Origin of the sequence: Rothia sp. HSID18067 (genome assembly GCF_003989445.1) — a bacterium.
In the GTDB taxonomy this organism is placed as follows: Bacteria; Actinomycetota; Actinomycetes; order Actinomycetales; family Micrococcaceae; genus Rothia; species Rothia aeria.
Genome location: NZ_RBMF01000003.1, coordinates 267,047 through 288,542 on the forward strand (window position 1 = coordinate 267,047; position 21,496 = coordinate 288,542).

Below are 21,496 nucleotides of genomic sequence, written 5' to 3' on the forward strand. Positions count from 1 at the left end.
ACACTAAAATTCGTATAGGTGGCGCAATATAATGGGGGTAATTGGACACAGCGAATGAAAGAGCGGTAGCGTGAGCGAGAAACTCAACGGGCCTTCCGCCGACGAGCCTGAACGCGGCGGTGCACAGGGTAAGAACACCCACCATGACGATTCCCAGCGTGCGGGGTCTGCAGGCGCTGGCGCTGCTGGTGCGGACGGCCGGGGCGCGGCCGGGCCTAAGCCGGGGTCTGCGCCTTTGGGTTCTTCCGGCAGCAGCGGGCTGCAGATCGGCGCCCGCCCGGAGGGCACCCCTGGGGCGAATCTGACGGCTGAGGAGATCGCGCGGCGCGCATCGGGGCGCGGCACGTGGCACCGGCGTGCTTCTAAACCTGTGTCGTACTGGATGTTCGGGATTATTGCCGCCCTGCTGGCGCACCGGTTTATTCCTAATGGCGGCTGGCTGATCGTGCACATGGTCACCCTGGGTTTGATTACGAACTCTATCCTGATTTGGAGTCAGCATTTCACTGAGGCGCTGATGAAAATCAAAATCCCGGATGAGGCGCGCGGGGTTCAGGTCACGCGTATTTTCACGCTTAACGCCGGCATCGTGGTGCTCATGCTGGGCATGGTGTTTCAGGAGCAGCTGCCGACGCTGTACATACTCACGCTGGCCGGGGCGAGCGTGGTGGGGGCGATGGTCACCTGGCACGGTGTTGCGCTGCTGAAGCAGGTGAAGCAGGCGCTGCCGTCCCGGTTTGGTGCAACTATCCGCTTCTATATTGCGGCCGCGTTCATGCTGCCGTTCGGTGCGGCCTTGGGGGCAATGACTGCGTTCCCGGGCCTTGAGAAAACTCTTCACGCCCAGTTTTTGCTCGCTCACGAGGCGGTGAACGTGCTCGGGTTTGTGGGTGTGACCGTGGTCGGCACTCTCATTACGTTCTGGCCGACGATGCTGCGCACCAAAATGGTGGAGAACGCCCTGGGTATTAGTGTGCGGGCGCTGCAGCTAATGATCGCGGGTGTGCTGGTGACGGCGCTCAGCGCGATTTTTGGGGGCGTACCGGGGGCGCGGTTTGCCGCCGGGGCGGGCCTGCTCGCCTACTGCGTGGGTCTGCTGATGGTGGCGGTTATTATGGTGCGCACTATGCGCACGAAACGGCCCAGCGAGTTCCCTCCCATGTCGGTGGGGGCGGGGTTCATCTGGCTGGTGCTGGGGGTGCTCGCCACCGCGTTCATGGTGCTCAGCACCCCGTTCGCTGAGCTTGATATGCGCGCCGTCACCCCCGTGTTTGTGGCGGGGTTCCTGCTGCAGGTGCTGCTGGGGGCCATGAGCTACCTGCTGCCGCAGCGTATGGGCGGCGGCCCGGCGGTGGTGCGCGCCTCCAATAAGGAGTTCAGCAGGTTCGCTGCCGCACGCGTGACAGTGGTTAACCTGAGCCTGATTGTTTTTATGCTTCCGACTACGCTCACCGGTTCGTGGGTGAAGGTTACGGTCTCGGCGATGGGGGCGTTGGGGTTGGCGTCGTTCCTGCCGTGTATGGTGCGCGGGGTGAAGGCGTCGGTGAATACCCGCAAGGAGATGATGGCTACACGCGCCCGCGGTGAGAAGCCCTCTTTCGACGGGTCTGGGATTCAGCCTGATCCGGTGAACCACACCCGGCATTCCCTGTTCGGAGTGCTGGCGGTGGTGCTGGCGCTGATCCTGGGTATTGCGGTGGATCCGAGCTCAGTGGGCTTTAACCTTATGGGCGGCTCAACCGCGACCGGCACAGGGCAGACCACCACGGTGAAGGTGAAGGCCACCTCAAACTACCGTTTCACCCCGGACACTGCGCAGGTGCCGGTGGGTAACCGCCTGGTAGTTGAGGTGACGAACGAGGATCAGGGCATGACCCACGATTTGACGTTCAATAACGGCGCTAAGACTGGCACGATTAACCCGGGTGAGACGAAAAGCGTGGATGTTGGCGTGATCACCGCCGACTCTGAGGGCTGGTGCTCTGTTGCCGGGCACCGGCAGCAGGGCATGCTGTTCCATGTGAAAGCCACCGGCTCTAACCTGCAGGCGAATGGGCACCACGGGGGCGGCGCCTCCGGCGGTGGCGCGGGGTCGAACGGTTCGGGGTCGAATGTGATGACGGCCCAGAACGGGAACGTTGATCTGCACGCATCCCCCGGGGAGGGCTATGAGCGGCGTGACCCGGTGCTGCAGCCCGTACCTGCGGGTGAGAAGCGTGACGGGAAGACCGTGCACAAAATAACCATGGACGTGCAGGAGCTTAACCGCGAAGTCGCCCCCGGGGTGGATGTGAAAGCGTGGACGTTCAACGGCTCATACATGGGCCCGATTCTGCACGGCAAACTGGGTGACGTTTTTGAGATTACCCTTGAAAATAACGGGTCGATGGGGCATTCGCTTGATTTCCACGCGGGCATGGTCTCCCCCGATAATACGATGAAGACCATCGCCCCGGGTGAGAAGCTGGTGTACCGTTTTGAGGCGACCGGCACCGGCATCTGGCTGTACCACTGCTCGACTACGCCCATGAGCCTGCACATGGCCTCGGGCATGTACGGGGCGGTGGTGATCGACCCGCAGGATATGGATCCGGTGGACCACGAGTATGTGCTGGTGCAGAACGAGACGTACCTGAGCGACACGGGCCAGACTGCGGAGAACGGCAATAAGCTCACTGAGGTTTCGTCCGAGGGTATCGCGGCGGGCACCCCCACGTTCACCATGTTTAACGGGCACGCCACCCAGTACATCAACCAGCCGTTGGAGGCAAAGAAGGGTGAGCGGGTGCGTATCTGGCTGATGGCGGCGGGGCCGTCAAAGGGCATGAGCTTCCACGTGGTCGGTTCGCAGTTCGACACGGTGTATAAGGAGGGCGGTTACCTGCTGCGGCGCGGTAAAGACCCGTACGGGGTTACTGGCGGGCATTCGCAGGCGCTCGATCTTGACTCGGCGCAGGGCGGGTTCGTTGAGATGCAGTTCCGCGAACCCGGCACCTACACGTTCGTGAATCACCGGTTCGCCGAAATGGAACGCGGGGCAATGGGCAAAATTAAGGTAACAGACAAGTAACCTCTCCCCCTGCCGCCACCCCTAGCTGGGGGGTGGCGGTGCCCCCTGTTTATACGTGACTTATACGTGAGGACGAAATTTTTGGCCCACGTGAAATCTCCCGAAGCGCTCTGCCTACTACGAAACTCGGGCCCGAAATCAGGACCCCCAGCAGGACAGACAGTTCTGCCGATGCCTTCTGGGCAACAGCATCTGCGCCTGCCCTGGCGTAGTCAGAAAGAGTTATTCGATGACAAAGTTGCCATGTTCAAAGATATTACCTGAGACACCAAATCATTTATATCAAAAAATACGATTATTCGATACTTATCGGTGCTTCCGTCAACATCTGGCAGCCAGCAGACAGAAATATTCGAATTGCGATAGTTTGAAGCGTAATAATCTTGGTCAAAGAAATGTTTAGCTTCAGCCCACTTCCCGCTAGGTAATTCAAATAGCTCTTTTAAGCAATTGCTGTTTTTATCCAACACAAAATCATCTAATAATAGATCCAGTTCAATTGCTGATTTATGCTCTTTATCCTGAGAAGCTTCCATGATCTCTTTCCCTGATGGTGCGAATAATATGAGCGTTTTCTTCTAGGGTTGCCGTCTAAATTTTACCTGCGCACAACGACCCGATTGCCCACCGCCCGGTGCCGGTAACCAGCACCGGCACGCGCCCCGTTCACCGTGAGGAGGCTCCAGTGATTAGTGTGTGGGCCGCGTCCGCTTCTGCGGCGGGGTGCGTTATTCTAGAAGGCATGGCGTCTGAAAAGTCGAGGGCGGGGTTCCTCACGAAGTTCGTGGCTGGTTTCATGGCTAACTGGCAGGTGATCGCGTCCGTTGTACTGCTCGGAGGCGGCGTGGTGGGACTCGCGGCAACCTATGACGAGTACTGCCAGGTTACCGACCTGACCTATGCGCCCGCCGAGGTGCGTGAGGATCTGCTGCGGGGCGCATCCGCCACCGGGTACCGCCCGGGGATTCTTGCCGCTCAGCTTGAGACGGAGAGCCACTGGCAGGTGGGTGCCGTCTCTGACGCGCAGGCGCAGGGTATCGCCCAGTTTACCGATGCCGCGTGGGCGCAGTGGGGCCAGAGTGGGGATCGGCGCGACCCGCACGATGCGATTGCTGCGCAGTCCCGCTACCTGGTTGGGTTGAAGGAGCGTTTAGCTAAATACGCCGCGAATGATGATGAGCTGCTGGATCTGGTGCTGGCCGGGTATAACGCCGGGCCGGGCGCGGTTGAGGAGTATAAGGGTATCCCGCCGTACCCCGAGACGCAGAATTATGTGCAGAAGATCCGCAGCCTAGCGGACACTAAATACAAGCAGACCTGCACCCCTGACCGCCGGTTTAAACAGTCGCAGATTGTGCGTGCCGATGCACCGGTCCCTAGCTCGGCTGCTGCCACCCCGAATGTATCCGCCCAGGCAGCGGGCCTGTACCGCAGATAACCAAGACGAAAATACCTTGGTGATTAAACCTTAAAGAAGCGGGCAGAGGAATATTTAAAATCGCAAAATGAGCAGCTAAACATGGGTGCCTGTCTCAAGTTATAGCTGAAGGAGCATGATATGAAGGAAATATTTGAAAAATATAGACTCCCTAAAGCTTATATAGATTTCCTGTATAAAAACAAAGACGGGATTTCACAAGCGCTATTCAATGCAAAAGATTGTAAAAACTATGACGGAGGCGCATTTTATGACTTGTGGAATGAAGATATGCTTCTTGAGGAAACTTTTTCCGATGGCCCCAATTATCAAATCCCATTAAATATTATTGATGAGATAGTCATAGATTCTCATGAACCAAGTTTTTTCGATGAACAAATGGTTAAAAATATGTTTGCTATAGGCTTGTCGGATTCTGGGTTTTTATGTTTTAATCCGCACAATAATTCTCTTTGTGTTTTGCATTCCGATGGTTTTCTCACGACGATTGCCCCATCCTTCGAATTTTTTATTAATAATATAAAAAGGTAGTGACCCCCTGCATAACCCTCAAATATAATATAGAAACGGTGCTTTAAATTAATAAGTACCAGCAATCAATAGACAGAAATTGTACACACAACCAAAATATTAAATATATCTTGATTTATTTTATTTTAAACAGTATAATGGCAGTGTCTGTTGTATTTTTAAATTTATAACTTAGGTAAGGTAAATTTTAAGGCAATAATTTGTGAGGGGATGAGTATAGTGCACAAGGACAATCAAGGTAAGCAGTCACGGCGTCAGGAACTTCCACTATCGCTCTGGGTGTTTGCCCTAGCAACTTTCGTTTTAGCGCTCCCCCGCATTGGTGACGGCCGTATATTACCGATCGATCTCACGACTTCTTCTATTCTCGGCGCGGTTCTTATCGTCTGCGGGTTCTGGATGATGTACCGCGAACACAAGAAGTCTTCTGCGCAGAAAGATAACTCCCACAACCAGTAATTTTTCTACCAAAAAGCATGTCCCATGACTACTTTCTATGCCACGTCAAAGATGGCATACCCGAATACCGCTACAACGTCTTAGACTCTAGCCACAACCACGCCATGTACGGAACCGATGGCAGGCGCAGCTTTGTAGTAGTCACGGGCTAGTCCTTCCCCTTATTAGCCTCATATATGAACCTCCAGATTTTATGCACGCTCCCAGAAGTCTTATGGATACCACCAAGATCACACATTACATTCGTCAGCACGCAGAAGATAAGCCGACGCTTGCCAACATCGCTAAAGCCTGCGGTTACAGCCCGTACCATCTCTCACGCCGTTTTAGACAAGTGAGGGGCTACACCATTAAGCAATATGTTGAGGCGTTGAAGATTCAGCACAGCATTGAAAAGCTCCTAAACACATCGCCCGCTAAAACTGTGACAAGCTGCGCTATCGGCGCTGGTTACAACAGCCTGACGACCTTCTCTCGTATCTTCAAGCAACATACAGGTAGCTCACCTCGCGAATATCTACGGGAGTCTCTCAATGCTCAAAACTTACTCTCAGGGCTACGTGGTTATAATGCCCAGTTTGTGCACCGTCAAAGCACCGTTACAACACCGCATCGGCTGACGGTGTGCGCAGTGTATCCGCTAGGCTACCGCAGTGATATTACGTTTATGGGGCTATTTCCTACCGCGATTCCTAAGGGAGAGCCGGTTATTGGGGTGGCGGCGGTTGGTTCTGTGGAACATACCTTCACAAATATTCCGTCTGGAACCTACTACCTGCTGGCGTGCGAGGTGCGTTTCGGGGCGCACCCGCTGAAGGCGCTTAGTCAGAATTACCGAGCTAAAGCAGACTTTCCTATAACATTTGATGCGGCGACAACACCTGACCCAGTTCATCTGACAATGCGCATGCCTCTGCCCGAAGACCCGCCTATCACCATGAATTTTCCGGCGTTGCTGGCACGTTACCTGCCGTCACCCCGCAAGAGTCAATAAGTGCGCAATTGAAGATAAGCAAAGATAGTGTGGCTTTGCTACCGTGAAATTATTGTCCCCATCATCCGAAATCAGGAGAATTTCACATGGCACAGATGAATGTTTATCTTTCAAACCACCACGGAACCACCCGTGAAGCTTTCGACTTCTATGAGAAGCTTTTCGGGGCGCAGCGAGATGGCCTTATCCGCTACCGGGACATGGCAGACGCGCTCAAGAGCGCTGGGATGTACAAGGAAGAATGGGGTGAGAAGATCGCTCACACCGCCTTAAAGTTTAATAACATGACTCTCATGGGCTCAGATGTTATGAATGAGGAAGCACCCGAAGGCGCACCAGCAAGTTTTCTGGTCTATTCGGCTGATTCTGTGCCCGATGCGGATCGCGTTTTTGCAGCGCTGTCAGAGGGCGGAACCGTACTTTACCCGCTTGAGAAGCAGGTGTGGGAAGCATACGACGGACGTTGCATCGACCAGTTCGGCACCGCCTGGGAAGTCATGTACGAAGGGCAGAACCTGTAGGGTTCACCCTCTCCTACTGCGGTGAGTACTGTTATTATTCTTTCACCACAGCTTATTGAAACAACCAGGCAACCGCAGATTCTCCACCATATAGCCAGTTATACATTGTTTTTATGTTTCAGGGTAATAATTAAGTATTTATTGGAGCTGCCCTCCAATAATAAAGCTCCTCCTCTGTATTCCCCTGATCATCTAATAAATAGGTGCGCACATAAGAGCGAAAAGAGCGCATATTTCGGGTGCATTTTTTTATCCCGAAATATGCGCTCTTACAATGTAGGATTACATACACAGAGGGTTCGGCACCGGATATTACTTCATTGAGTTACAGTGCCTGTGCCTCAAAGGTGAGGCACCTTCTTAAATGTAGGCTTAGGGGTAGTAGCCTGCATGGACAATCACGTTGGTGCGCCCAAAGAACAGGTCGCGGTACAGGCCGAAGAAGGAGAAGCCGTTCGTGGCCTCCTCAAACGAGCCAAGCTCGCGGATATCAGCATTGATGTACTGCATGGTAAAACTCCTATCCCTAGGATTTCCTTGCCAGGGTACGCCCTTTTACAGGGAGAACTGGAAGAAGAGACGGCCAGCAAAAATGTCACGGTAAGCCCCAAACCAGAGACCGCTCGTGGCCTCCTCAAACGAGCCAAGCTCGCGGATATCAGCATTGATGTACTGCATGTAGAGACTCCTATTCTCTAGGGTGTTCCTAAGAGTGGTGTACTCTCAGGTCGGATTATCAATCCGATAGTCCCCATCCTAGGTGAGGTTAAATTTTTAATCCATAAGTTTTTAAAAAAATTTAAATTTTTTGTAAATAATTTCGTATGTAAAATTTCAGTTATGCACTTTTACTTATCAAGGAATATCGTAAACCCTTGCTATAGCAGAGAAATAAAGCCACATTCTCAATATCTGCTGTTCTCTAAAATACGCGACACTGCGATATATAGTTTTATCAGTATATTAAATGCTCTTCGGGTACCATCATCGCCTGTAGTAGAATAGTGGGCGTGCTCGCTGTGAGAGCACCCACAAACTTGGGCTACCGCCCGCCTATGACGGACAGCAGCCCAAGTGTTTAGGTGTGCCTAGACATGTTGCTGAGAGATGCTAGCTAACCATTCTTTCTGCACAACATATCTAAGCGGGGTAGTCACCTACCTAGTGGGTGGCTACCACGCCTCGGTGGATGCACTGGCTGCGCACCCCACCTCACGGGCTGGAAGCTGAACTGAAGCTGACGAAACGGCTTAGGGCATACCGTCTGCCAAGTCTTCAATATCATCCACTAGACTCTGCTACCTAAAAGATCACTGTTGTTCTGGGGATTCTCTCTACTCTCCTTTCTAAACCTGTTCCCCTGCCTCTTGGGTCAACAGGGAAATATCGGTGATAACCAGAGACACCGCTTTCCGGACTAGTGGTGTTTCCAGCGAATAGGGCCAATAGGTGCGTTCACCCGACCGCTTTGAGAACCTCGTTGCGGCCCCTTAGGGATACCAGGAACAGCAATTTATCCCCTCAGATCCCGCCCGTGCAGGGACACAGGTGGGATGGGATCCCGCGGTTAACCCTATTCTTCTTGTTTCGGGGGTGAACACAGCACAGGCGGCGCCCGCCCCCGATCTTTATCTTGCGCCACCGGCGCGATGCAGTAACCGTGTGAGCGGGTCGCTGTGCCTATGTGATGCGTGGTGTACATCGTTTCTCACCTCCCTTATCCTGCTGCTGGTTATTTACTGACGTTACTGGGCTGTAATGGTGCGGCCTATGGTCGTGTACTGGCGCGCCGTAAGGAACAGGCGGGTGCAAGGGCATTATCCGCCGATTCCCTGCTGCAGGGTGGGATAGAATTCAGTGCCTTCCAGCCGCAGCGGCTGTGCAACGAAAGGGGCTCTAGACTGGGGATTTTATATGCCCCGATCCGTCCCGTGGAGCTGCCTGCTTGGCCGTTGCTCATGCACGCTGCCTCGCGCGGGCAGCCGCTGCGAGTAGTTAACATGCCCAAAGGGGCAGCAGGTGTTTGGGGGCAGGCAGACAGGCGGGGGTTATTCCCTGTTACAGGCAGAAAAAATACGTGGGGAACCCATCTATGGAGTAAGAAGAGATGGTGGGCACGGCACAGGCTGTTGGGGTTTGGTTTTGTCAAGGTATTGAGATACACGAGAGCAACCCCTAACAACTGTTCTAGACACTATGACCGAAAGACTTTAAACCTCAACTTGAGGCACAGATTTTCCTAAACCCGCCATTCGACTGTAGAGGATATCTGAGCGATTAACCAACCCCAATGAGACAAATACCAGATTGTGAAAATTTTTCCATCACAGCACTAAAGAACATTCAAAAATATCAAAATACAAACTAGTGTTTAAATTTTACGGGTAAATATTTAAAATCTGATGGCAAATTATTGCTTGCGCAGTACAGTTTTCAGGCTGTTTAGCCGCTAAATTATTGGCCCCTAACCACAATCTCGAAGGGAAAAACAACCTAGCATATTTGAAAACAACGCTCAATACTCACTCTGTGGGTCAGGGTGAAAAATTAAAAAATATCAAAGAAAAAGTGCTCTATTTTTTAGATATTCGGTCTGCACCTGTCCACAATATGACACAGGTTTTGAGTGGTACAGCCCAATCTGCACCACTGCGTCGCTGCCCTGGGGTGGCGTACAGTCATACGTCCTACGTAAGGAAAGTACGTGTAGCCCGCCCCCTTCGCAATTGGTCGAAAGCTGCTATGAGGCCCTAAACCCTACCCAAACACCACCCGGACCGTCGAGTAACCTGAGATCGGGTAGGTGGCGTTCTCGGTGGCGGGCACGTCAGACTCGTCACCAGGAACAATACTCTTGGTTGCCTTCAGTAGCTCCTCCATGAGCAGGCGCAGCTCCAAGCGGGCCAGCGGGGCACCTGGGCACACGTGAATACCGTCGCCATACACCAGGTTGCGGGATTGGTCACGGTGCGGGTTATAGGTGAGCGCATCCTCGAACGCGTCTTCGTCACGGTTGGCACTCGACCAGTTAATCGTCACCCGCGAATTCGCCGGAATAGTACGCCCACCCAGCACGGTGTCTTCGGTAGTTACGCGGCGGTTCGTCACCAGCGGGTCTTCAAGGCGCATAATCTCCTCAACTGCGGCGGCGACCTCCGTATGCCCCTCCCCCAGTGAGTCACGCAGCCGTGCCTGCTCCTGCGGGTTGCGCGCCAAAAAGTTCACGATAATCCCGGCGCACGCCGAAACGGTCGAAAGCTCCCCCACCGTCCAGTTACGGATCAGGCTCACAATCTCTTCATCGGTCATGGTGCGCGGCTTGTGGCCGGGCAGCTGCACGGTGTCGGTTAGCAGCTCGGCGGTCACATCCTGCGGGTTCCCGGCGGCAGCCTGTTCGCGGCGCGCATCCAGAAGCTCACGAATATAGGTGTCAAACTCAAGGGCGACCTTGCCGATCTGTTCGCGGTCGCGGCGCAGCGTAGCTTCGCGGTTTTTCTCAATCCACTCGATCAGCGGCTTCTCAAGGCTCGCGGGCCAGCCCATGAACGCGTTCTGGATGCGCATCGCATAAGCCTGCGCGAACCCGTCCATCACATTAACCTCGGTGCCGCGCGGCAGATCAGCCACCAGGTTCTTGACGACCTCACGGATTTTCGGTTCGAACTCCCTCAGGCGTTCGGGGGTGAAGTATTTGTCATTCACGGCACGGAACGTTGTGTGTTCGGGCGCATCCATACCGTTCGGCACGGCAATGTGCCTCGTCGAGACAATATTCGAGTAAATGTCGGGATGGTCGAGCACATGCTGCACATCAGCGTTTTTGAACACGGAGTAGCCCATGAACTCGTCGTGCGCTACGGGGCAGCGGCGGCGCATCTCATCGTAGGCGGCCACCTGGTTCTTCTGAACCTTTTCGCTGCGCAAATCCCAGTCATTTTTCTCGGTGTTGGTCACTTCTTTGCCCCTGATTCAGTTGTTATGTTTGGCTCGTCGGGTGGATTGATACGCGCCATGGGTGTGTGCCGAGAGCCTGCGCGCGTTTGTTTCGGCATAGTGCCGTCTTATTTGACGGTAGCACTTAACCGCCTGCCCCGCAGGATAGGAGTGCCTTTGCTACCCTCGTCAAATATATAAGTATTAGAAATAAAAATATGTATGTATCTAGTATGGAGTTGCGAATAGCAGTCTATGTTGCGCTAGAGGGGTATTCATTGGGGTAAACCCTGTACACGATAATGGTGAAAGAAATAACCAATCATAAGAAACCATCGTTTGTTCACCATAGTCCCGGACTCACTGTCACGCAATTCGCCCCATTCATCCCTTGATTGGGTGGAAGCTCTTCTCTGGAACCATTCCATTACCAGGGGTCATGCCTTTACTTTGACAAAAACCTGAAAACTTGCTGTACTACACCAGAACCGTGTGAAGACTCAGCTGAACGTTTAGGTATCTCACCTTCCCAATCAGCCATACCACTACCACGATTGAGAGGGTACTGCTGAGACTCTACACCTAGTTGCGCCTCCCATCCCACACATTACCAATACCTTTATCGTCAACAGTGCCTTAGGTGCTCATTTACCATTGGTCGCCCAGCAGTTAGGTTATTCAGAGGCAAACACCACGCTAGAAGATTTCAATTTGTACCCGGGGCGGGACTTCACCAGCAATTAGTGACCTTTTTACTGGTTCACGCCACGACAGCTTTTGTGCACCGGCGCCACGATTGGGATAGGCTCTAATAGAAGAAAATATGTTAAACGACAAGGGTTACCAAGGGCTAGATGATCAACCGGACGAAGAAACCGCCAGGAAGTGATGGGGCACATAATCGTTCAGATCACGCATTAGCGGATCTTATTAGTACAATAAAGCACCCCATCAACTCCTACCTCACGGTGTTTTCTGGGTGCGGGACAATCCCTAATGAATAATCCTCTTAATACTATTAACATACTCATCTACGGAAAGCTCTTTATATTTAGCTATCTCGTACATTGGGGTACCTTTTTCTTCTAACGGCGTTTCCTGCCACATTTTCTTATATTTATCATGAATCTCCTTATTCATTGTATTAAATATCTCACGCGCATATTTTTGTGCAATCTTAGATTTTTTAGATTCAAAGTTTCCAGATTCTGGAAATAAATACTCTTGGGTGCAGTTGATATTTTTTAAGTGACTCTTTACCTCAGATACACATTTAGGAGACATCGTATATTTAAATAAAGTTACCGGAACATATCCTGTCCTATACGTGTCTAAAGTCACAAGAGGGTCAAGGCCTGATAAAGTAAACCTACCTTCTTGAATATGCACCCTTGGATTATCTTCCTTGGAAGACACAGGCCAAGCAGGAACAGCAATTTTTCCAGTTCTTTGCTCGTTACCTATAGTAATATCATTTAAACGATTTACCCAAGTTTTGAGAGTGGTTTTTTCTTCAGCATTACTCTGCGATATAGCTTTCGGGTTTAAACAATACAATGCGGGCTGTTTTTGAGTTGCAGGTTTATATCCAGAAATTGCAAAATATAATGCAACATCAAGATTAACAGTCCAGTCCAAAAGAGGAGTTGGCAGACCGTAATGCTGCGCAAGCTCAATAAACTGCGGCATATCCATGTCACTATTTACAATTCCCTCCCGCACAAGACTGTCCCTATATTTTTTGATTAAATTATAGGGATTTGGGTATATTACAGCCCCTTGATGATACGCTAAATCATTGGGGAAACTAAGCGAATGAGGATAAATAGGTTTCCCTCGATAGTCAGAAACCGCATACATTTTTCGCCCTATACTGGGAACTAAAATCCACTCGCTATCGCTTTGACCTCGAAACCATAATTCCGGCTGGGAGTCAATTCGAGATATTTTATCTCTTAATTGCTTCAGAGAGTTAACCATCTCAGTGCGCATATATTGTTTATTTTGCACATCAACATATGGGTTTTGGATTTCATCTGCTAATATCCAGTGCTGCATCGTTGGTAGTCTCCTTAAATTAAAATTAGGGAAATAATAACATAAAACTAATTAAACGCTATATATGATAGCATAAGTTTGCCTTCAGTGCAATGACTATTGTGAAAATCTGTTTGATGCTGAAATACTGTGTAAAGCCCGTGCCGAAGATGATGGTTATCGCATCTCTCTTGAAGACTTTCTACAACAGAATCCGTAAACCGTATCCAGCGGCCTTATTCTTCCGTGAGCAGGTGGATTTTGGTATGAGCTCCTACCTGCTCGCGAGCTAAGAGGGGGTGCCGTCTACCGAGTCGCCCCAAACGGGTAGGCGGCGCCCGAGATAACGCCCGCCTCCACGTCTTCTAAGGTTTTGCCGCGGGTCTCAGGCAGGTTACGCCACATGAGCACGGCGATCAGCACGTTCACCACCATGAACCCGAAGAAGGATCCGGTCAGCCCCAGTGCACCCAGAATGACCGGGAATACGAGGGACAGCAGGCCGTTCATCATCCACCCGCAAAATGCGGAAAGGCCCATGCCGATCGCTCGCACCCGAAGCGGGAACAGCTCGCTCATCAGCACCCACGTCGAAACGTTCAGGCAGGTCTGCATCGACCCCACGAACCCGACCACAAGCACCAGAATAATATAAGGGCGCGCGGGGCTGCCTTCCGGCAGGAGCATAGACGCCACCCCGATCAGCAGGTGGAAAAACGCGGTCAGCGAATACCCCGTAATCACCATCGTGCGGCGGTTCACACGCTCCATCATGCGCAGCGAAAAGATTGAGCCGACCACGGCGATAGCGCCCGGCGCGATATTCGCAACGAGCGCCGAGCCTTCGTCAAACCCGGCCTCTTTGAGCACCTTAATGCCGTAGTACATGATGGAGTTAATACCGGTGAGCTGCTGCCCGGCACCCACCAAAATACCGACCAGCAGAATCCGTACAAACCATTTTTCACGCAGGATTTTACCCGTGCTGCCCTTAGTCTCCGCGCCGATTTGGGTGTGCGTTTCCTCAAGTGAACGCGCAATGTCCGCAATTTCGGCGTCAGCACGTTCGGCGGGGCGGATGCGCCGCATAATGGCGCGCGCATCCTCGGTGCGCCCCTGCGCGATAAGCCAGCGTGGGGATTCGGGCATGCGCAGCATACCGATGAAAAGCGCGAGTGCAGGCAGAGCGCAAACGGCGAACATCCACCGCCATACGCTGTCGTGTTCGCCCCAGAGGTTACCGATAATGGCATTCACGATGAACGCTGCGAGCTGCCCGCCGACAACCATGAGTTCGTTACGCCCGGAGAGTGAGCCGCGAATTTCGTAGGGTGCAAGTTCGGCGAGGAACACGGGTACGACTGCGGATGCGCCTCCCACAGCGAGCCCGAGCATCGTGCGGCCCATCAACAGTACAGCAATGCTGGGGGTGAAGACGCATGTGAGCGCGCCCGCGATGAAGAGGATTGAGAGTCCGATGATGGTTTTGCGTCGCCCGATGGCATCTGAGATGCGCCCGGTGACCATGGCTCCGAGGGCGGCGGCGAAAGCGAGGGAGCCTGTGACCCAGCCTTGAATGGTGTTGCCCATGCCAAGTTCGCGGCTCATGGGGTCAAGGGCACCGTTAATAACGCCGGTGTCGTACCCGAAGAGGAGCCCGCCGAAGGTTGCCACCAGCGCGATAACGCCCAGGCGGCGGGTGTGTGCGCCCTGCCCGAGCGGGGGTAGTGTGCTGGCGCGGTTCGGCGGATCAGTGGTGATGCTCATGCGGGTAGTCTTGTCTCTCATGCGGTCGGGTGTTCTGCGTTTTTGTGTGGTGCAGGGGTTTAACGCCCGCCCCGGCGGCAGTATTCCCGTTCAGCAATATCTGTGGTGAAGGTTGTGTTAGAAAAGCGCGATGCGCTCGGGGGCGGGGAAAATCTCGTTGAGCCGCGCCAGTTCGTCGTCGTTGAACCGCACGCTTGCGGCCTGCGCGTTTGCGCGTACCTGGTCGGGGGTGGTTGCCCCGGCGATCACGCTGGCAACGGGGTTCTGCTGTTTGAGCCAAGAGATGGACGCTTGAACCTCGGAGGTCCCCAGATCGGCGCAGAATTCGCGGTAGGCGTCGAGTTGTTCCCAGTCGGCTTGCGCAAGTACCTGCGCTTTGGAGTGCGACAGGCGTGACCCTGCCGGGATGTTGTCGCGGCGGTATTTTCCGGTCAAAAGCCCGTTAGCGAGCGGGAAGTAAGGGAGCACCCCGAGCCCGAAGTGGCGGGCGGCGGGCAGAATTTCGAGTTCGGCGCGGCGATCCAGCAGGTTGTAGTGGTTTTCGGCGGCGATAAACCGCTCAGTGCCGAGTTCGCGGGCGAGATGCTCGGCGTGGGCAAGCTGCCACCCCGCAAAGTTGGAGTGCCCCAGGTAACGCACCTTTCCGCTGGTCACGAGCGTATCAAGAGCAGACAGGGTCTCTTCCAGCGGGGTGTTCGGGTCGGGGCTGTGGTAGAAATACAGGTCAATGTACTCGGTTCCCAGGCGGCGCAGTGAACCTTCGACGGCACGCATGATGTATCGGCGTGAGCCGCGCGCATCCCAGTCGTTGCCGTTGAGGGTACCGGTAGGGAGCCCGAATTTGGTGACGATAATCAGGTCATCACGATTGAGGTTGAGTTCGCGCATCGCGGTACCGAACATGGTTTCTGAAAGCCCGGGCTCGGCACCGTACAGGTCAGCAATATCGAAGAAGCCGATGCCCGCCTCAACTGCGGCGGCGATCACGGCGTTGGTGCCTTCCTGAGTTTGAGTGGGGGTGCCGGGGCGCCCCAGGTTGTTGCAGCCGATACCGACGGAGGGCACGACCAGCCCGGAGTTACCCAGGCGTGCAGATGCGGGAGATTCGATGCGTTCCATACGTTTACTCTACCGTGTTTGACAGTACATGGTCGCAAACATTACGCCAATAGTGTTATACAACCTACACGAGCAGGCAGGCTTTCTTCTCCTCGCAATGCAGGCACGGGACAATTACCAGATATAAGTAGGATATCGTACGGAGTTTATTGTATTAGCGGCAGCCCCTACCAATACAAGAAGTAATGCGGCTACAGCCGCCAGCCCAATAAAGAGCAAACCTGAAGACGCTGTGGTGACACCAATAATTGCTGTTGCTGCTGCTGGTGAATGTGGTGTACGGGTGAGCATCATAGCACCCAACGCTAGCCCACCAGCCAGTGCTCCCAGCCACAGGGAATTCCCGGCCATTCCAGTAAGCACTCCAACCGTTGCACTAACAGTCTGTCCTCCAATAACGTTCCGTGGCTGAGATAGTGGCAATTTCGGTGCCCCCATCACAAGTGCCATGGATGCAGCCATGGGAGGTATAAGCAGCATATATCCCGTACTGGCAGTAATCGCTGCAAGGAGCGTGAGAGCAACAACGCTTGCCAGAGTAGCAACAAAAATCGTCCGTATCTTGGGTCGTGGAGGAGCTGCACTCCGCCACCATGGATTTTCCGCTGGGTTCGATTCATCGTTTTTCACAGCCTGCTGAGACGCATAAGGGTGTTGCGAGGATGACATAAAATCTACCTTCCTAATGTAGATACCATTAGACTAACCTCATGCTAGCATAGTCTTCATGGATGGCACGACAGCATTGCGTCAGAATCGGGAGAATCCATGAAATCGCAATACATTATTGACGGCGCTATGGTACGACCGCTAGAATCCCTAGCTTCGAATTTTGCAAGCAGCAGGTATTATGACGGCAAAGAAATTATTGATCGCTTCGAAAACATAGAAACAGCACAGGGATGGATAAACACAATGTCCCGAGAGCTTAGTATATGGTCACCATTTCAGATCAATGAGAAAGATTTAACGGTCTTTCAACAGTTGAGGGAACGTATTATTTCCTTATATTCAGCACGTATAGACGAAAATGAAGATGCCGTCAAGGATACATTATCTGCACTTACACATTCTTTAAAACCTCAAATCCATCATCTATCCGTTATCCAGATGGTGAACAGTCTAAACTCTAAGCATTCTATAGACACTCCCAACCAGTTAGTCGCGCTTATATCAGTTTCTGGTGCATTGACAATAGCGGGAGAGACAGGCGACAGGCTCCGTAAGTGCCATGCTCCTCATTGCGTCCTGTTCTACACACAGAACCACTCCAAACAACGCTGGTGCAGTAGTACCTGTGGAAACAGGTCCCGAGTAAGTCGGCACTATCAAAACCATAAATGAAATATTAATGAGAGAAACAATAATAAGGCTATTCTGTTGTTAGTTTTTGATTTACCCAACCTGCGAATAGAGTGGCTAAGTTAAAGCCAGGTAAGCTCCCTCTTTTTATCCCTCCACCCAGCGGACGCATAAAAACGTACTCAGACTATGTAATACAGCCCATCCTGCGCAATAAAATTTTCAAACTCGCGGGCACATTCCTCGCATTCACCCAACCCCAATGCCGATGTATCCGTCCGAACGCTCAGCACTCATAAAGAATAAATTCTTACGTTACTGAGAGGGTAAATCGTATGGAGAAGAAAAATTACTTGGAGCTAATAGCTCAAGATGACGTGCTGAAAAAGCCTCAATACCCAATGCTGATTTCCTCAGAGTAAAACCGGAAGCAGATAAAGGAGGGCCCCGACATATGCGCATATCCTGTGAACCTGCAGATTCACGGGTAGAGGCGGTCGGGGGACTCTTACGTACAGTTTACACAACATGTTTTCTCAGAACAATAGGTTTTCCTTGCAGAATGCCTTCTCCCTCTCGCCGCCGCGTCACCTCCTCTGCACTCTTCGCGGGCAGATAGTTTTGTGACGAGCAGATAACATTCCGCTATCTGCTCGTCGACATATTATCTACTCGCGGCCAAATCAGGTGGAGGTTTCAACGCGCTAGTCCGACCTGCCGCGAACCCGTATGACGTATTGTTTCGCCGCATCCCACAATATTAAGCGGTTATGACCGTGCGACGACATGTGCCGACATATTCTTGCTGGCACCGCGCATCCTGCCTAAAGTAGGAGTGTTATCTATCCAGAGCGACCGAGAGATCTGGCTCTTCGACGTCGCAGCAACCTCGCCAGCCTCCACCCCACGGGGTGGGCGGACAAGGTGCTCCCGCCAGAACCGATAGAAGTGAATTCCCTTCGCATTGTGCATAAAGAATTCGGCGTACCTTCGGGCACGCTTCTATCGGGTGAACACGAAGGAATGAAAATGACGACAGTTCACCCGGCTCTCTCCTACGAGCTGTATCCGCCGCGGTCGCACGCAAGCTGCGATTCCCTGCTCAAAACCATTACCGAGCTTGAGCAAACCAACCCGGATTACGTTTCCGTCACCTATTCGGGCGATGCGCAGCGCCGCCAAAAGACGCTGGCTCTGCTCGATCACCTGGTGCATGAAACCTCGCTGAACCCGCTGGCGCATCTCATCTGCGTGGGGCATTCCGTGGCCGATTTGGAACGCTCAGTTCGTCTGATTCTGGGGCTTGGAGTACGCGGTTTCTTGGCGCTGCGCGGCGATATTCCGCCCGAAAACACGCGCCCGCTTGAGCTGCCTTTTGCCCGCTACCTGGTGGAGCTGATTCGCAGGGTGGAACGTGAGGATTTCGCGCATCTTGCCGCGGGGAAAGTGTCGATTGGGGTTGCGGCGTACCCGCATAAGCACCCCGAGTCTTCCTCGCTTCTTCAAGACATTGAGATTCTGCTTTCAAAGCAGCGTGCCGGGGCGGATTTCGCCATCACCCAGGTTTTCTTTGAGACCGAGCGCTATTCGGGGCTGGTGGATGCTGCGCGCCTTGCCGGGGTTCAGATGCCCATTATTCCCGGTATTATGCCCGTTACCTCGCTGACTCGGCTGACGAAGCTGTGCGAGCTTGCCGGGTTTGAAGTACCGCGCGAGCTGGCGCATCGCCTAGAAACCGCGAGCGATTCGCGCGAGCTGCACCGCATCGGCGTGGAACATGCACTCGACCAATGCCGCAAGGTGCTTGATGCTGGCGCCCCCGGCCTGCATTTCTACACATTTAACGAGCATGAGGCTGTGCTGGACGTCCTCGAAGAACTCGACGTTCCGCGCTACTCGAACCGTTTCAAACTCCCCCTAAGCGATCTTCAATACCTCTAAACTCCCCTTTTATTTGACACCCTCCCACAGTAAGGAACTAGGATGACCCACACCCCATTCCCCGCAGCAACCATCATCGGTTACCCCCGCGTGGGCCGTTTCCGCGAGCTGAAAAAAGCACAGGAAGCGTTCTGGAAAGGCAAAATCACGCAGGATGAACTGCGCCAGGCGGCCGCAGATGTGCAGCGCACCTACTATGACCGTGTGATCGAGCGCGGTCTTAGCGCCACCGATTCGTCTATCCCGGCGACTTTCTCGTACTACGATCAGGTGCTCGATGCCGTGCGCCTTTTCACCCTCGTGCCCCAGCGTCTTGCCGACGCCAAGGATGCGCGCGGCCTGCTCGATCTGCCCGGGTACTTTGCTCTAGCACGCGGCACCGAGACGCTGCCTCCGCTGGAGATGACGAAATGGTTCGACACGAACTACCACTACCTAGTGCCCGAGATCGGCCCGGATACCGAGATCACGCTGAATCTTGAGGCTATCGACGAGCAGCTTGAAGTCGCCAAGGAGCACGGGGTGACGGTACGCCCGCAGCTGGTCGGCCCGCTCACCCTGCTTCTCGGGGCAAAAGCCGAACAGGGTTCGCCCGAAGGGTTCACACCGCTGGATCGCCTGGACGATTTCGTGAAAGCCTACCGGCAGGTGCTCGCCGAACTGGCGGCACGCGGCGTGCAGTGGGTGCAGCTCGACGAACCCGGCCTGACCGTGGACCGCGACATTCCCAACGCCAAAATCGCCGAATTGGCGCGTAAAACTTACACCGCGTTGGCAGCCGAAACGAACCGCCCCGCAATCCTGGTGACAAGCCCCTACGGCAACCTGCGCGAGAACCTGCCCGCACTGTTAGACACCGGTATTGAGGCGCTGCATCTCGACCTGGTTTCCACGCTCTACGATGCCGAGGCGCTGACCGCCTTCAAAGACTCCGGCGTAACCCTGGTGGCAGGTGCCATTAACGGGCGCAATATTTGGCGCGCCGACCTGCGAGCGCTCCTGCACGCGCTCCAGAACATTAACGGCGGTGCGGTGGCGGTTGCATCCTCAACCTCGCTGCAGCATGTGCCGCACGATCTCGACCTTGAAGACCCCGCCGATGTGCCCGTAGACGGTCTGGCTTTTGCCGACCAGAAAGTCGCCGAGATCGTGACTCTTGCCCGCGGTCTTGCCGACGGTGAGTCTGCGGTTGAGGCAGAGTTGAAGACCGCCGACGAAGCGCTGGCACGTTTCACAGCGGATCCGCGTAAGCATAATGCGGCAATCCGTGAGCGTGCCGCATCCGTGAAACCGCAGGATTTTGAGCGTCCCGAGCTGAAAATCCGCCGGGATGCCCAAGCCGATCTGAATCTGCCGAAGCTGCCGACCACGACCATTGGTTCATTCCCACAGACCGGCGATATTCGCCGCCACCGTGCAGAGGCACGTGCCGGTAAAATCACGCAGCAGCAGCTTGACGAGTTCCTGCGTGAAGAGATCACCTCAGTTATTAAACTCCAGGAAGATTTGGGCCTAGATGTGCTCGTGCACGGCGAGGCCGAACGTAACGACATGGTGCAGTACTTCGCCGAAAATTTCGATGGTTTCGCCACGACGAAGCACGGCTGGGTGCAGTCCTACGGTTCACGCTGCACCCGCCCATCGGTGCTGTTTGGCGATGTGAAACGCTCAGGTGAAGGGCTGCGCGGCGAGGCCGTGACCGTGCCCTGGATTTCCTACGCCCAGTCCCTCACCGATCGTCCCGTTAAGGGCATGCTGACCGGCCCGGTGACTATTCTGGCTTGGTCGTTCGTGCGTGATGACCAGCCGCGCGAGGAAACCGCGAATCAGGTTGCATTGGCGCTCGCCGACGAAATCGCCGATTTGGAGGCGGCAGGCATACGCATTATTCAGGTGGATGAACCAGCACTGCGTGAGCTTTTGCCGCTGCGCCGTGATGAGCAGCCCGCGTACCTGGCGTGGTCGGTGAATGCGTTCCGCCTGGCGACGAGCGCGGTCGAGGATAAAACTCAGGTTCACACCCACCTGTGTTACTCGGAGTTCAACGAGATTATTGATTCGATTAATGCCCTGAATGCGGATGTGACCAGTATTGAGGCGGCGCGCTCGCATATGGAGCTGCTGGCGGATATTCCCGAAAGCTATGTTTCGGGGCTGGGCCCGGGCGTGTGGGATATTCACTCGCCGCGTGTGCCTTCGCAGGCCGAGGTTGAGGAGCTGATCCGTGCCGCGATTGGGTACGGAACCATCTCTGACCTGTGGGTTAACCCGGACTGCGGTTTGAAGACCCGCGACTACGAGGAGACGAAGAGGACGCTCAAGAACGTAGTGTCCGCCGCGAAGAAGGTTCGGGCGAGCCTGTAGCCTCTTTATAGGTCCGCGAG

General features: G+C 53.8%; 18 protein-coding genes and 1 riboswitch. Of the genes, 10 read left to right on the plus strand and 8 right to left on the minus strand.

Annotation, left to right across the window (positions count from 1 at the left end):
* The first annotated feature begins 70 nt into the window (after positions 1-70).
* A complete protein-coding gene (locus D8M23_RS10035) occupies positions 71-3,070 on the plus strand; it encodes a multicopper oxidase domain-containing protein (protein WP_126854649.1) in 3,000 nt (999 codons plus the stop codon).
* A 212-nt stretch (positions 3,071-3,282) separates the two neighbouring features.
* On the opposite strand, the gene D8M23_RS10040 is transcribed toward D8M23_RS10035, so the two are convergent.
* Positions 3,283-3,606 carry a hypothetical protein gene (locus tag D8M23_RS10040; RefSeq protein WP_126854650.1) on the minus strand — a complete coding sequence of 108 codons (324 nt, stop codon included), beginning with the start codon at positions 3,604-3,606 and terminating at the stop codon, positions 3,283-3,285.
* A 149-nt stretch (positions 3,607-3,755) separates the two neighbouring features.
* Here D8M23_RS10040 and D8M23_RS10045 point away from each other — a divergent pair, with 149 nt between their 5' ends.
* The 5 genes from D8M23_RS10045 to D8M23_RS10065 all read left to right on the plus strand — a co-directional run bounded on the left by D8M23_RS10045 (position 3,756) and on the right by D8M23_RS10065 (position 7,013).
* The gene (locus tag D8M23_RS10045) at positions 3,756-4,508 is read left to right on the plus strand and encodes a lytic transglycosylase domain-containing protein (RefSeq protein WP_126854651.1); all 753 of its coding nucleotides are present in this window, start codon (positions 3,756-3,758) and stop codon (positions 4,506-4,508) included.
* Between the two features lie 120 nt (positions 4,509-4,628).
* Positions 4,629-5,039: an SMI1/KNR4 family protein gene (locus tag D8M23_RS10050; RefSeq protein WP_126854652.1), complete on the plus strand. Its 411-nt coding sequence runs from the start codon at positions 4,629-4,631 to the stop codon at positions 5,037-5,039.
* A 210-nt stretch (positions 5,040-5,249) separates the two neighbouring features.
* Entirely contained in the window at positions 5,250-5,498 is a 249-nt protein-coding gene (locus tag D8M23_RS10055) for a hypothetical protein (RefSeq protein ID WP_126500713.1), read from the plus strand.
* Between the two features lie 214 nt (positions 5,499-5,712).
* Complete coding sequence (locus tag D8M23_RS10060) at positions 5,713-6,492, plus strand: helix-turn-helix domain-containing protein (RefSeq protein WP_161971669.1); 780 nt, start codon at positions 5,713-5,715, stop codon at positions 6,490-6,492.
* Positions 6,493-6,578: 86 nt separating this feature from the next.
* Positions 6,579-7,013: a VOC family protein gene (locus D8M23_RS10065; protein ID WP_126854654.1), complete on the plus strand. Its 435-nt coding sequence runs from the start codon at positions 6,579-6,581 to the stop codon at positions 7,011-7,013.
* Between the two features lie 372 nt (positions 7,014-7,385).
* Here the strand turns inward: D8M23_RS10065 and D8M23_RS11840 are convergent, their stop codons facing one another.
* The 4 genes from D8M23_RS11840 to D8M23_RS10075 all read right to left on the minus strand — a co-directional run bounded on the left by D8M23_RS11840 (position 7,386) and on the right by D8M23_RS10075 (position 13,004).
* Positions 7,386-7,523 carry a hypothetical protein gene (locus D8M23_RS11840; protein WP_023133131.1) on the minus strand — a complete coding sequence of 46 codons (138 nt, stop codon included), beginning with the start codon at positions 7,521-7,523 and terminating at the stop codon, positions 7,386-7,388.
* 45 nt (positions 7,524-7,568) lie between these two features.
* The gene (locus D8M23_RS12300; protein ID WP_006889120.1) at positions 7,569-7,691 is read right to left on the minus strand and encodes a hypothetical protein; all 123 of its coding nucleotides are present in this window, start codon (positions 7,689-7,691) and stop codon (positions 7,569-7,571) included.
* Positions 7,692-9,770: 2,079 nt separating this feature from the next.
* Positions 9,771-10,967: a cytochrome P450 gene (locus D8M23_RS10070; protein ID WP_126854655.1), complete on the minus strand. Its 1,197-nt coding sequence runs from the start codon at positions 10,965-10,967 to the stop codon at positions 9,771-9,773.
* Between the two features lie 972 nt (positions 10,968-11,939).
* Entirely contained in the window at positions 11,940-13,004 is a 1,065-nt protein-coding gene (locus D8M23_RS10075) for an FRG domain-containing protein (protein WP_126854656.1), read from the minus strand.
* Positions 13,005-13,120: 116 nt separating this feature from the next.
* Here D8M23_RS10075 and D8M23_RS11725 point away from each other — a divergent pair, with 116 nt between their 5' ends.
* Positions 13,121-13,276: a hypothetical protein gene (locus tag D8M23_RS11725; RefSeq protein ID WP_153274076.1), complete on the plus strand. Its 156-nt coding sequence runs from the start codon at positions 13,121-13,123 to the stop codon at positions 13,274-13,276.
* Positions 13,277-13,289: 13 nt separating this feature from the next.
* Here D8M23_RS11725 and D8M23_RS10085 read toward each other — a convergent pair whose 3' ends face one another.
* From D8M23_RS10085 to D8M23_RS12325, 3 genes are all read right to left on the minus strand, one after another.
* Positions 13,290-14,771 (minus strand): sugar porter family MFS transporter, encoded by a 1,482-nt coding sequence (locus tag D8M23_RS10085; RefSeq protein WP_126854657.1) that lies wholly within the window; start codon positions 14,769-14,771, stop codon positions 13,290-13,292.
* Between the two features lie 96 nt (positions 14,772-14,867).
* On the minus strand, positions 14,868-15,869 hold the full coding sequence (locus D8M23_RS10090; RefSeq protein WP_126854658.1) for an aldo/keto reductase: 1,002 nt from the start codon (positions 15,867-15,869) through the stop codon (positions 14,868-14,870).
* A 114-nt stretch (positions 15,870-15,983) separates the two neighbouring features.
* Positions 15,984-16,538, minus strand: coding sequence for an HPP family protein (locus D8M23_RS12325; RefSeq protein WP_126854659.1), 555 nt, complete (start codon positions 16,536-16,538; stop codon positions 15,984-15,986).
* 441 nt (positions 16,539-16,979) lie between these two features.
* Here D8M23_RS12325 and D8M23_RS12390 point away from each other — a divergent pair, with 441 nt between their 5' ends.
* The 3 genes from D8M23_RS12390 (at position 16,980) to metE (ending at position 21,476) form a co-directional block, all read left to right on the plus strand.
* Positions 16,980-17,213 (plus strand): CGNR zinc finger domain-containing protein, encoded by a 234-nt coding sequence (locus D8M23_RS12390; RefSeq protein WP_423816641.1) that lies wholly within the window; start codon positions 16,980-16,982, stop codon positions 17,211-17,213.
* Positions 17,214-18,010: 797 nt separating this feature from the next.
* Positions 18,011-18,120, plus strand: a riboswitch (SAM riboswitch).
* 80 nt (positions 18,121-18,200) lie between these two features.
* Entirely contained in the window at positions 18,201-19,112 is a 912-nt protein-coding gene (locus tag D8M23_RS10105; RefSeq protein WP_126854661.1) for a methylenetetrahydrofolate reductase, read from the plus strand.
* A gap of 42 nt (positions 19,113-19,154) precedes the next feature.
* A complete protein-coding gene (gene metE / locus D8M23_RS10110; RefSeq protein ID WP_126854662.1) occupies positions 19,155-21,476 on the plus strand; it encodes a 5-methyltetrahydropteroyltriglutamate--homocysteine S-methyltransferase in 2,322 nt (773 codons plus the stop codon).
* The last annotated feature ends 20 nt before the right edge of the window (positions 21,477-21,496 follow it).